The organism is Hoeflea algicola (assembly GCF_026619415.1).
GTDB lineage: Bacteria > Pseudomonadota > Alphaproteobacteria > Rhizobiales > Rhizobiaceae > Hoeflea > Hoeflea algicola.
In genome coordinates this window covers 384,200-396,857 of the sequence record NZ_JAOVZR010000001.1, presented here as the reverse complement: position 1 = coordinate 396,857, position 12,658 = coordinate 384,200, and the positions used below count along the sequence as shown (strand labels likewise).

8 protein-coding genes and 1 pseudogene are annotated in these 12,658 nt (G+C 59.6%); 4 read left to right on the top strand and 5 right to left on the bottom strand.

Annotation, left to right across the window (positions count from 1 at the left end):
* Positions 1-31 precede the first annotated feature (31 nt).
* Positions 32-199 carry a 50S ribosomal protein L33 gene (gene rpmG / locus OEG84_RS02005; protein ID WP_267652185.1) on the top strand — a complete coding sequence of 56 codons (168 nt, stop codon included), beginning with the start codon at positions 32-34 and terminating at the stop codon, positions 197-199.
* Positions 200-714: 515 nt separating this feature from the next.
* Here the strand turns inward: rpmG and OEG84_RS02000 are convergent.
* Positions 715-2,089: pseudogene (locus tag OEG84_RS02000) on the bottom strand (PleD family two-component system response regulator).
* A gap of 15 nt (positions 2,090-2,104) precedes the next feature.
* Positions 2,105-2,476 (bottom strand): response regulator, encoded by a 372-nt coding sequence (locus OEG84_RS01995; protein WP_267656057.1) that lies wholly within the window; start codon positions 2,474-2,476, stop codon positions 2,105-2,107.
* A 218-nt stretch (positions 2,477-2,694) separates the two neighbouring features.
* Here OEG84_RS01995 and OEG84_RS01990 point away from each other — a divergent pair, with 218 nt between their 5' ends.
* The 3 genes from OEG84_RS01990 to OEG84_RS01980 all read left to right on the top strand — a co-directional run bounded on the left by OEG84_RS01990 (position 2,695) and on the right by OEG84_RS01980 (position 5,112).
* Positions 2,695-2,961, top strand: coding sequence for a DUF3572 domain-containing protein (locus tag OEG84_RS01990; protein ID WP_267652184.1), 267 nt, complete (start codon positions 2,695-2,697; stop codon positions 2,959-2,961).
* Complete coding sequence (locus OEG84_RS01985; RefSeq protein WP_267656056.1) at positions 2,961-3,617, top strand: hypothetical protein; 657 nt, start codon at positions 2,961-2,963, stop codon at positions 3,615-3,617. Before OEG84_RS01990 ends, OEG84_RS01985 begins: the two co-directional genes overlap by 1 nt.
* Before the next feature lie 181 nt (positions 3,618-3,798).
* Entirely contained in the window at positions 3,799-5,112 is a 1,314-nt protein-coding gene (locus tag OEG84_RS01980) for a DNA polymerase IV (protein WP_267652183.1), read from the top strand.
* A gap of 37 nt (positions 5,113-5,149) precedes the next feature.
* Here OEG84_RS01980 and dnaE read toward each other — a convergent pair whose 3' ends face one another.
* The 3 genes from dnaE to lon all read right to left on the bottom strand — a co-directional run bounded on the left by dnaE (position 5,150) and on the right by lon (position 12,358).
* Positions 5,150-8,707, bottom strand: coding sequence for a DNA polymerase III subunit alpha (gene dnaE, locus OEG84_RS01975; RefSeq protein WP_425602815.1), 3,558 nt, complete (start codon positions 8,705-8,707; stop codon positions 5,150-5,152).
* 535 nt (positions 8,708-9,242) lie between these two features.
* Complete coding sequence (hupB, locus tag OEG84_RS01970) at positions 9,243-9,515, bottom strand: DNA-binding protein HupB (protein ID WP_267652182.1); 273 nt, start codon at positions 9,513-9,515, stop codon at positions 9,243-9,245.
* Between the two features lie 410 nt (positions 9,516-9,925).
* Entirely contained in the window at positions 9,926-12,358 is a 2,433-nt protein-coding gene (gene lon / locus OEG84_RS01965) for an endopeptidase La (protein ID WP_267652181.1), read from the bottom strand.
* Positions 12,359-12,658 lie beyond the last annotated feature (300 nt).

Genomic DNA, 12,658 nt, shown 5'->3' with positions numbered 1-12,658 from the left:
GCGGCTTCATTTTTGAAGAAGGCAAAACACCATGGCCAAGGCGACCACCATCAAGATCAAGCTCCAGTCGACCGCCGACACGGGCTTTTTCTACGTAACAAAGAAGAACAGCCGTACCTTTACCGACAAGATGGTGAAGACCAAGTACGACCCGATTGCCAAGAAGCACGTCGAATTCAAGGAAGCCAAGATCAAGTAACAGGCTCCCTGCCCCGGCGACTCACCGGAACAGTATCGATCAAAGCAAAAAACCCGCCTCTTTCCAGAGGCGGGTTTTTTGTATCAAGGGCCGACCAAAACAAAGGCGTGGAACGAGGATGCCACTATGCACTTAATTTCGATCGGCCGCCCCACGACCCAGGAGATGCGGCGGACCTGAACATCATGGGGTTTTCGTATTCAGTAAGACTGTATCAGTTTGATGTGACAACACTTGGACACCGTCTTCACTATGAACTTTTGTACAAAATCGCCCAAAAATCAATAGTTTCTTAACCAACGACCAGCTCTGTCCACGGTTGTGGTTAATTACAGCGCGTAAAACTGCTGATGCTGCACGAAATAGTGACTGTGCGAAAACGGCACTACGCGACGCGCCGATCAGCTGTTTATGCCGATAGGTCCGCTTTGATGTGGTTTAATCATGAAATGCCTAGGATTTAAGGGGTTTCGCCGACAACACGAGCATCAACCCGCTCCACCCGCAACGCAGAATCAGGCGGCTTCACAGACGACGCGGTTGCGGCCGGCGTTCTTGGCCCGGTACAGTGCCTGGTCGGCGCGGCGAAGCAGCGCATCGACACCCTCGCCGGCGTTCTCCAAGGTGGCGATGCCGACCGAGGTGGTCACCGCCGCCATGGCACCGGTGGCTGAAACCTTGAATGGCGCCGAAGCGATGGCATTGCGCAGCCGTTCGGCAACCTGTGAGGCGACATCAGGCGTCGTGTCGGGCATCACCACGACAAATTCCTCGCCGCCATAACGGCAGGCAAGATCGGCACCGCGCACCGCGCCGCGCAACCGGCGGGAAAATTCGCGCAGCACGTCATCGCCGCCTTCATGGCCATGAACATCGTTGATAGCCTTGAAATGATCGATATCGGTAATCAGCACTGACAACGGACGGCCACGTCGGTTGGAGCGCTCGACCAGCGCCGCCAGATGGGTATCGAGATAACGGCGATTGTTGAGCCCGGTCAGCGAGATCGGTGACGGCAAACTCGACCGATTGCGTCAGGCTCGAACGCAGTTGGCCGGTGTAGCGCATGCGGCGGATCTGGGTGACGCTGCGGGCAACTAGTTCGTTGGGATCGAGCGGCCGCAGCAGATAATCATTGACGCCGAGATCGAGCGCCCGGATCATCAGGTCCTCTTCGCCCTGCTCGGCGACCATCAGCATCGGGATGAAGCGCGTGCGATCGAGCGAACGCAGTTGCGAGCACAGCCTCAGCGGATCGTAATCTTCGAGCGCCGAGGAAACGATTACCAGCTCATAAGGTTTTTCGGCCGCCTCGAACAGCGCCGCCTGCGGATCGCCGATGGCGGTGACATCTGCGATGCCCTTCAGCGCCCGGGTCATGCGGTCCTGGGTGTTGGCGCGGCCTTCGACCAGTAACACAAGTCCGGGCTCTTCCAGATGCCCCTGGTGCGGCGCCAGCAGCCCCTCGAGGCCAAGGTCGCGCGCAGTCTCGGCACGCAGCCGAAGCTCGTCAGAGAGCGCCTTGAAGCGAACCAGGCTCTTCACTCGGGTCATCAGTTGCAGGTCATTGACCGGTTTGGTCAGGAAATCGTCGGCGCCGGCCTTGAGGCCGCGGACCCGGTCAGCCGGTTGGTCGAGTGCGGTGACCATGACCACCGGGATATGGGCTGTGCGCGGGTTCTGCTTGAGCCGCTCGCAGACTTCAAATCCGTCGATGCCCGGCATCATGATGTCGAGCAGGATGAGATCAACCTGGGTCTGGTCGCAGATCGACAGCGCGGTCATGCCGTCTTCGGCCGTCAGCACCTCGAAATATTCAGCCAGCAGCCGAGCCTCGAGAAGCTTCACATTGGCCGGAATGTCGTCAACCACCAGGATCCGCGCGGTCATCTTGAGTCTCCGCCCCTATGCATCGCCGAGATAGGTCTTGAGGGTTTCGATGAATTTGGGCACCGATATGGGTTTGGAAATATAGGCCTCGCAGCCCCCCTGCCGGATGCGCTCCTCATCACCCTTCATCGCAAAGGCGGTAACCGCGATAACCGGAATCATATGCAGGTCGTCATCCTGCTTGAGCCATTTGGTGACTTCCAGACCCGAGACTTCGGGCAACTGAATATCCATCAGGATAAGGTCGGGGCGATGCTTGCGGGCAAGATCCATCGCTTCCATGCCATTGCGGGTCTGGATGGTCTTGTAGCCTGACGCTTCGATCAGGTCCCGGAACAGCTTCATGTTGAGTTCATTGTCCTCAACAATCATCACCTGCTTTGTCATATCCATTCCCATCCTCGAATCGGCGGTTCTTCCAACCTGCCAGATCCTCCCGATGCCAACCGCCACCGCCAAGAATTGCCAGTCTCACACCAGACCCGATTGCAAACAAACCGCGTCCTGATGCCAGTCAACACAACCACCTTAGTTTCATTAGGTTGAAAAAGTGGTAATCGGATCGTGCGAATGCGGTACATGATCCAAACAAGGAAACCCGGGCGATGGCGGATGCAGAAGAAACGGCGATTGCGGTGCTTGGATGGCTGGCCGGAGAGCCCGAACTGATGGGCCGTTTTCTGGCCTTGACCGGGCTTGAGGCTTCCAATCTGCGCGAAGCGGCAAAGGAACCGGGGTTTCTCGCCGGCGTGCTCGGTTTCCTGATGAACCACGAGCCGACATTGATGGATTTTTGCGCCTCGACCGGCACCCGGCCGGAAGCGGTGACGCGCGCCTTCCAGGCGCTGGGCGGCGCCAGCGAGGCCGGATGATGATACGCATTCCCGACGCCGAACATGACGATCTCAATCTCGGCGAAAGAGCCTTGATCGTTTGCGATATCGACGAGGTGGTGCTGGAGTTCATCACCCCGTTCCAGGCATTCCTGATCGATAACGGCCACGAGTTGCGACCGCGCTCGTTCCGGCTCACCGGCAACATATTCAATCTTGCTGACAGTTCCGAAACCGGACACGACGAGGTCGAGCAACTGTTGGAGAGCTTTTTCACGGCCCAGGATGGCTGGCAGACGCCGATCAAGGCGGCAGCCGACAGTCTGGCCCGGCTGTCGGAAGACGCCGATATCGTGTTTCTGACGGCGATGCCGCCGCGCCACCGATCGGTGCGCCGCATCTTGCTCGACCAGCACGGCTTCGATTATCCGATGATTGCCACCGAGGCGCCCAAAGGACCGGCGGTCAAGGCGCTGCATGCCGGCCGAGATCACCCGCTGGTGTTCATCGACGACATTTTCACCAATCTTCAGTCGGTAAGGGCGCACATGCCCGAAACGCTGCTGGTCAACCTGATGGCCAACGACGCTTTCCGGGCGTTGGCGCCGCATCCAGGTGACGGCGTTGCGATGGCGGGCGACTGGAACGAGGCGGAAGCGCTCATAAGGACCCATCTGACGTCCCTTCCCGGCTGAACAGATAGCGCTTTTGGGCCCGAACGGCGTTCCCGGCTGTGGCCATAGCGCCTCGGCCAGAAGGCGAGATCGACATCGACATCAAAACCGGCTCCCATCACATAATGGTGGACTTGTGAGTCGCCAGACTATTGCGTAATCTGGCGATGTTCAACGTTTGTTCTCTTTTGCTATCGAGCCGATGCCCCAAGCGCCGCAGCATTCCGATCCACTTCCCGGTTTTTGCCGTGATTGCCTGACGCCGGCAGGCGCCGGGCGACGCTGTGCGATGTGCGGCAGCCCGCGCCTTATCCGCCACCGCGAAATCGGGGAGCTGACGCTTGCCCATGTTGACTGCGATGCGTTTTACGCCACGGTGGAAAAACGCGACAATCCTGAACTGGCCGACAAGCCTGTTATCATCGGCGGTGGCAAGCGCGGCGTGGTTTCCACCTGCTGTTACATCGCCCGGATCAATGGCGTGCGTTCGGCCATGCCGATGTTCAAGGCGCTCGATGCCTGCCCGGATGCAGTGGTGATCAAGCCCGACATGGAAAAATACGCGCGCGTCGGCCGCGAAGTCCGGCGGATGATGGAAGAGCTCACACCGCTGGTACAGCCGATTTCGATCGACGAGGCGTTCCTGGACCTTGCCGGCACCGAACGGCTGCACAAGGACACCCCTGCCCGCACGCTGGCCAGGTTTGCCGCACGGGTGGAGGCCGAGATCGGCATCTCGCTGTCGGTGGGGCTGTCCTATTGCAAGTTCCTGGCCAAGGTCGCCTCCGATCTCGACAAGCCGCGCGGATTTTCGGTGATCGGCAAGCAGGAGGCGCTGGATTTTCTCAAGCCGCGTCCGGTGACGATGATCTGGGGCGTTGGCAAGGCATTCGGGGCAACGTTGGAGCGCGACGGCATCCGCACCATTGGCCAGTTGCAGACCATGGAGCTGACGGCGCTGATGCGCAGCTACGGGGTGATGGGCAAGCGCCTCTATCATCTGGCCCGTGGCGAAGGCGATCGCACCGTGCACCCCAATGAGGGCGCCAAGAGCGTCTCGGCGGAAACCACCTTCAACCACGATCTTTCGGAGGCCAAGGATCTGGTGCCGGTGCTCCGGCGGCTGTCGGAAAAGGTCTCGGCCCGGCTCAAGGCCTCGGGCATTGCCGGGCAGACAGTGGTGCTCAAGCTCAAGACCGGCGATTTCAAAAGCCGCACCCGCAATATCAAGCTTGAAGATCCGACCGTGCTTGCCGACCGGGTTTTCCGCACCGGACTGCATCTTCTGGAAAAAGAACTCGGCGGCGAGCGTTTCCGGCTGATCGGCATCGGCGTTTCAGACCTGACCGACGCGGCGCGCGCCGACCCGCCGGATCTGGTGGACCCCGCCGCCGCGCGCCGGGCGGTGGCGGAAAGCGCCATCGACAAGGTCCGGCAAAAATTCGGCCGCGACATTTTGGAGACCGGTTATACCTTCGGAACCTCGCGCAAGACCAAGCAGGCCGAAGAGGATTAGCTCAGAGAGCGGCTCCAAGCAGCGAAAGCCGCCGACATTAAACCAGCTCGACGTCAAGCACACCGGGCGCCGCCTTCAGCGCGGAAGCCAATTGCGGTGTGAGCTTGTAGCGGTCCGGCAACGTAACTTCGATTTCTCGACGACCGTCATCCTTGATCATGACGAAAGACACCTGCCCTTCACCGCGCGATTTCAACTGGGTCGAGACCGAATTGAGCGGCTTTGCATCACGCATGTAAACCCTGAGTGCGGACTGGCCGCGCGCGGCCCGATCTTCGAGCGAGTCGGCCGTCTGGATGCGCAGACCGATGCCTTCGGGACGCTCCTCGGCAGTGACGGTGATGACGATCGACTTACCCGGTTCGAGCAACTCGCGGTAAAGCGCCAAGCCTTCGGAAAACAGCACTGCCTCGTACTGGCCGGAACTGTCGGAGAACGCCACAATGCCCATCTTGTTGCCGGTGCGGGTCTTGCGTTCCTGCTTGCTGGTGACAGTGCCCGCCAGCCGCCCCGCGGTGGCGCCGGCCTTGACCGAGACCGAAAAGTCGGCCCAGGTCTGCACCCGCATCTTGGCCAACAGATCATTATAGGAATCAAGTGGATGGGCTGACAGATAGAAGCCCAGCGACTGATATTCGCGGTGCAGTTTCTCTGCCGCCAGCCAGGGCATCGTTGCCGGCAGGTGGATGGTTTCAATGTTTTCGGCAGCGCCTGAGCCGAACATATCGCTCTGCCCGCTGATACGGTTTTCCTGCGCGCGCTGGGCGAAGCCGAGAATGCGGTCAAGGCCGGCGACGAGGATGGCCCGGTCATGGCCGAAACAATCGAGCGCGCCGGCGGTAATCAGGCTTTCAAGCACCCGCCGGTTGACCTGGCGCGGATCGATCCGCAGGCAGAAATCCTCCAGCGTGGCAAACGGCGCGTCGCCGCGGACTTCGACGATGTGTTCAACGGCGGCATCGCCCACACCCTTGATTGCCGCCAACGCATAATAGATCCGGTTTTCGCCGGTCTCGAAATGCCGGAAGCTGGTCTGCACCGATGGCGGCACCACCTCGATGCCAAGCCGTTTGGCGTCCTGGCGGAAATCGTTGATCTTGTCAGTGTTCGACATATCCAGCGTCATCGAGGCAGCCAGAAATTCGACCGGGTAATGGGCTTTCAGGTAGGCCGTCTGATAGGAAACAATGCCGTAGGCTGCGGCGTGAGACTTGTTGAAGCCGTAATTGGCGAATTTCGCGAGAAGATCGAAGATCAGATTGGCCTGCGGCTTGGACACATCGCGTTCGACGGCACCATCGACGAAGCGGGCGCGCTGCTTGTCCATTTCCGCCTGGATCTTCTTGCCCATGGCACGGCGCAGAAGGTCGGCTTCTCCAAGCGAGTAGCCTGCCAACACCTGGGCGATCTGCATCACCTGTTCCTGATAGACGATCACGCCCTGGGTTTCGGCCAGCAGCCCGTCGATCTTGGGATGGATCGAGGCCAGTTCCTCCTCGCCATGCTTGCGCGCATTGTAGACCGGGATGTTTTCCATCGGGCCGGGACGATAGAGCGCGACCAGCGCAATGATGTCCTCGATCCTGTCGGGGCGCATGCCAATCAGCGCCTTGCGCATGCCCGCCGATTCCACCTGGAACACGCCGACCGTCTCGCCGCGTGACAGCATCTCGTAGGTCGGCTTGTCATCAAGCGGCAAGGCTTCGAGATCGATGGTGATGTTGCGCTTGGCGATAAACCCGACTGCCGTCTTCAGCACAGTCAGGGTCTTGAGGCCGAGAAAGTCGAACTTGACCAGGCCGGCCTGCTCGACCCATTTCATGTTGAACTGGGTGACCGGCATGTCGGAACGCGGATCGCGGTACATCGGCACCAATTGCGACAGCGGCCGGTCGCCAATGACGATGCCGGCGGCGTGGGTGGAGGCGTGGCGGTACAACCCCTCGAGCTTCTGGGCGATATCGAGCAGGCGCCCGACGGCGGGTTCCTTGTCGACTTCCTCGGCGAACCGCGGCTCTTCCTCTATTGCCTTGCCCAACGGCGTCGGGTTGGCGGGATTGTTGGGCACCAGCTTGCAGATCCGGTCGACCAGACCATAGGGCATTTCCAGCACCCGGCCGACATCGCGCAACGCCGCGCGCGCCTGAAGGCTTCCGAACGTGATGATCTGCCCAACCTGCTCTCGGCCATATTTCTTCTGCACATAGCGGATCACCTCTTCGCGGCGATCCTGGCAGAAGTCGATGTCAAAGTCGGGCATCGACACACGGGCGGGGTTGAGAAAACGTTCGAACAGCAGCGAAAAACGCAGTGGATCGACATCGGTGATAGTCAGCGCGTAGGCGACCAATGAGCCCGCACCGGAACCACGACCGGGTCCCACCGGAATGCCCTGATCCTTGGCCCATTTGATGAAGTCGGCCACGATCAGGAAGTAGCCGGGAAACTTCATGTTCTCGATGATGTCGAGCTCGATCTGCAACCGTTCGCGATAATCCTCGATGGTGTAGCCATCGGCCATCCCGACCCGCGTCAGACGCCGTTCCAGCCCCTCGATCGACTGCCGCCGCAGTTCTGCTGCTTCTGCGGCAAGCGCAGCTTCGGGGTTCCCATGATCGGCACCGGTGAAATGCGGTAGAATCGGCGCACGGGTCTCGACAATCGCCGCACAGCGGCGGGCGATTTCCACCGTGTTGGCCAGCGCTTCGGGGGCATCGGAAAAGATCGCCATCATTTCAGCGCGGGATTTCAGGCAGTGGTCGACACTCAGGCGCGGCCGACGGTCGTCCGACATGACGGCGTTGTGGGCGACCGCCATCAGCGCGTCATGGGCCTCAAAATCGTCCGGTCCGGGAAAAAATGCCTCGTTGGTGGCAACCAGCGGCACCTCGCATTGATACGCAAGCGCGATCATCGTCGCCTCAAGTCCGCGATCATAGCCTTTCTGGCGCTGCAATTCGAGGTAAAGCCGATCGCCAAAAAGCGCCTTGAGGCGTTCAAGCCTGTCCCTGGCCTTGTCGGGATGCCCCTCGCGCATCGCCTGGTTGACCGGCCCGCCATCGGCGCCGGTGAGCGCGATCAGGCCTTCGGCGCCCTCTTCCAGCCAGGAAATGGTGATATGCGGGCGCTCAACGCTGTCGCCTTCGAGATAGGCGCGGCTGACCAGCGCCACCAGACGGTCGTAGCCGGCAGCGGTGGCGGCGTAGAGGACAATCGCAGGTGATTTTTGCAGGTGGTCGCGGTGAGACCGGCGATCACCCTGCTGGCCGTCCTCCATATCGATGTCGAGTTGACACCCGATCAGCGGCTGGATTCCGGCTTCCATGGCCTTAACCGAAAATTCAAGCGCGCCAAACAAATTGTTGGTGTCGGTAATTGCCAGTGCCGGCTGCTGATCGGCAACGGCGCGTTTGATCAGCGTCTTGATCGGCAATGCGCCTTCAAGCAGCGAATAGGCCGAGTGCACCCGCAAATGCACGAAGCCCGGCCAAGTGCCGGTCTCGCCGAGCTCAACATCATCGGCCCCATGGCGCGTCGATTTGGCCCCCGCGGCCAGATTGGCGAGCATTTTCGCCGCCTTGTTTTCCCGTGCCATGGATATCCCCTGCTGAACGGCCGCGGCATCTGCACCTTTTTGGGCGCACCACAGACTCAAGCAGCAATTGTGAGGACCCGGACTCGAAAGTCCAGAGCAGGAGCAAGCAAAACCGGCGCTTCACACAGGCACGGGCACGCGTACCTCAAAACGGAAACAGAGAACCCGCGTGGGATAATTGGCCATGCGGGACCCGGATCACCTCAAGTACGCCCGCAGGCGCCAGCTTGAGTGACCGGGTTGGCACCAACAATGGCGGCCTAAAACGCCATTACAACGACGGCAAAACTTGCAACAAACAGAGACATGGAAACGAAGGCGGCGAGATCGCGGGCAAATGCAGTCATGATCAACTCCTGTGTATTCGCTTTATGTTTCTATCTTGTTCTATATCTGTTCCGCTGTCAAGCACCGCACGAATGCCGTCACCGCGAAGAGCCCGCAGCGGAAAGCCGCCCGCGGACCGGGTCTGCACGAAAAAGCCCGGAGGATTTCTCCCCCGGGCTTTTCATTCAATCAATCGAATGGATGCGGCTTAGTTGCACGCGTCCTTGAGGCCCTTGCCGGCCGAGAATTTCGGCACGTTGCGAGCCGGAATATCGACTTCCTTGCCGGTCTGCGGGTTGCGGCCCTTGGAGGCTTCGCGGCGCGACACGGTGAAGTTGCCAAAGCCGATCAGGCGGACGTCGCCGCCATTCTTGAGCTCACCGGTGATGGTTTCGAAAACCGCCTCGACTGCCGATGTTGCGTCACCCTTGCTGATGCCCGACTTCTCGGCAACTGAGGCCACGAGTTCGTTCTTGTTCATTTTCCGTCCCTTTCTGGCGTAATGTCGACTCAATGTGTTCGATGGCGTGATCCTACGCATCTCGCGGTATCGCGCAACAAAACTCCTTGCAAACGAACGGTTTTCAGCGGTTTTCACAGGGCTTCACACAGAAAACTGACTGAACGCCCCGTGCCTGACCGCCCAGTTGCCCGGTTTGGCTGTATTGCAACGACTCCAGTGTTCGCTACCGGCGGTGGGAGCCTACCCAAATTGCATTGCAATCCTCCGGGGCCATTACCAGCAGACAATTACCGCCGGACGGCTCTCGCCGGTCAGGCAGCGGCAAACGCAAAAGCGCCGCGCATTGAAGCCAACGCGCGGCGCTTTCATGGTTCAAGATGAGGCAAGCAGGATGACGCTTGAATCAACCGATCCGGGCGCCACCACCATCAATGGGCGATTGCAGTGCCGCTCTCATCAACGGTCTCAGCGACAATCGGCGCTTCAGGCTTGGCGTCAGGATCCCAGGTGATCGCCTCGGGCATGCGCACAAGCGCGTGGCGCAGCACGTCACCCATCTTGGCGACCGGGATGATCTCCAGGCCGTTTTTCACATTGTCCGGGATCTCGGGCAGATCCTTGGCATTGTCCTCGGGAATCATCACCGTCTTGATGCCGCCCCGCAGGGCTGCCAGCAGTTTTTCCTTGAGGCCGCCAATCGGCAGAATTCGTCCACGCAGTGTGATTTCGCCGGTCATGGCGACATCACGGCGTACCGGAATCTTGGTCATGATCGACACAATAGCAGTTGCCATTCCCACACCGGCCGAGGGACCGTCCTTCGGGGTAGCCCCTTCGGGTACGTGGACGTGGATATCGCGCTTGTCGAACAATGGCGGCTCAATGCCGAAATCAACCGCACGCGAGCGGACATAGGAGGCCGCCGCCGAAATCGATTCCTTCATCACGTCGCGCAGATTGCCGGTGACGGTCATCTTGCCTTTGCCCGGCATCATCACGCCTTCGATGGTCAACAACTCGCCGCCCACTTCGGTCCAGGCCAGCCCGGTAACCACGCCAACCTGATCGTCGGTCTCGGCTTCGCCATAGCGGAACCGCGGCACCCCGAGATAGTCGGCAAGATTGTCCTCGGTGATCTTGACCGACTTGACGCCGGTTCTCAGAATCTCTGTGACCGCCTTGCGCGACAGCTTCATCAATTCGCGTTCGAAATTACGTACGCCTGCTTCCCGCGTATAGGTGCGGACAATCTGCAGCAGCGCGCCGTCGGTGATTTCGAATTCTTCCGGACGCAGCGCGTGATCGCGCACTGCCTTGGACAGAAGATGCCGGCGGGCGATCTGCTGCTTCTCATCCTCGGTGTACCCGGCGATGCGGATGATCTCCATCCGGTCCATCAACGGTGCCGGGATGTTGAGCGTATTGGCCGTGGTGATGAACATCACGTTGGACAAATCGTACTCAACTTCGAGATAGTGATCCATGAAGGTCGAGTTCTGTTCCGGATCAAGCACCTCAAGCAGCGCAGAAGACGGGTCGCCACGGAAATCCTGACCCATCTTGTCGATCTCGTCGAGCAGGAACAACGGGTTGGTTTTCTTCGCCTTCTTCATCGACTGGACGACCTTGCCGGGCATCGAACCGATATAAGTGCGGCGGTGACCGCGAATTTCGGCCTCGTCACGCACACCGCCAAGCGCCATGCGGACGTATTCGCGGCCGGTTGCCTTGGCGATCGACTTGGCGAGGGAGGTTTTGCCGACGCCGGGAGGTCCGACGAGGCAGAGGATCGGCCCCTTGAGCTTGGATGAGCGCGCCTGCACGGCGAGATACTCGATGATCCGCTCCTTGACCTTCTCAAGGCCATAGTGATCCTCCTCGAGCGCCTTTTCGGCGGCAGCAAGATCGATCTTGACCCGAGATTTTTTGCCCCAGGGCAAACCCAGCAACCAATCGAGATAGTTCCGCACCACCGTGGCTTCTGCCGACATCGGGCTCATCTGCTTGAGTTTCTTGAACTCGGCATCGGCCTTTTCGCGGGCTTCCTTGGACAGCTTGGTCTTGGCGATCCGCTGTTCGATCTCGGTCATCTCGTCGCGGCCGTCCTCGCCGTCGCCGAGTTCCTTCTGGATCGCCTTCATCTGTTCGTTGAGATAATACTCGCGCTGGGTCTTCTCCATCTGCCGCTTGACGCGGGAGCGGATGCGCTTTTCCACCTGCAGAACAGAAATCTCGCCTTCCATGAAGCCGAGCGCCTTTTCCAGCCGGCCCTTGACCGAAACCGTCGAGAGCATGTCCTGCTTTTCGGTGATCTTGATCGACAGATGCGAAGCCACCGTGTCAGCGAGCTTGGAGTAATCGTCAATCTGGCTTGCTGCGCCCACAACTTCGGGCGAGATCTTCTTGTTCAGCTTGACGTAATTTTCGAACTCGGAGACCACGGAGCGCGACAGTGCCTCGATTTCCACCGGGTCTTCATCGGGCTCGGCAAGCTCGACGGCATGGGCCTCGTAATAGTCGACCCGATCAGTGTAATTGACGATCTCGGCGCGGGCGCGGCCTTCGACCAGAACCTTTACAGTCCCGTCGGGCAATTTGAGCAACTGCAGCACATTGGCGATGGTGCCGATCTGATAGATCCCTGCGGGATCCGGATCATCATCACCGGCATTGATCTGGGTGGCCAGCATGATCTGCTTGTCCGATCCCATCACTTCCTCAAGCGCCAGGATCGATTTCTCGCGACCGACGAACAATGGTACGATCATATGCGGAAATACAACGATGTCGCGCAGCGGAAGAACGGGATAGACCCCGGCATCTTCCGGCGTCTGTGAGGGGCTCACGATTTTGTCCGGCATGTCATTTCCTTTCATGACCCTTTTGTCAGGGCCGATTGGCAACGCAGGACGCGGCCCCGGGTGAACCAGCAACCGCTGTTAGCGTCCTTATCGAGGGTTCAATCCCTCCTGATATCTAATTGGAGAACCAGAGGCCCTGTTTCAAGTCGGATTAATGGCCGGCGAACGCTTCCTCACCGATTCGTGACGATATTAGACAATGAAAGTGGCGGGAAGCTGGAGTGACAGAAAAAGCCGCCCCTATGATCGACGCTCTCGTTTCAGTCATATGATTGCGGTCACAAACCATTCCTATAGCAA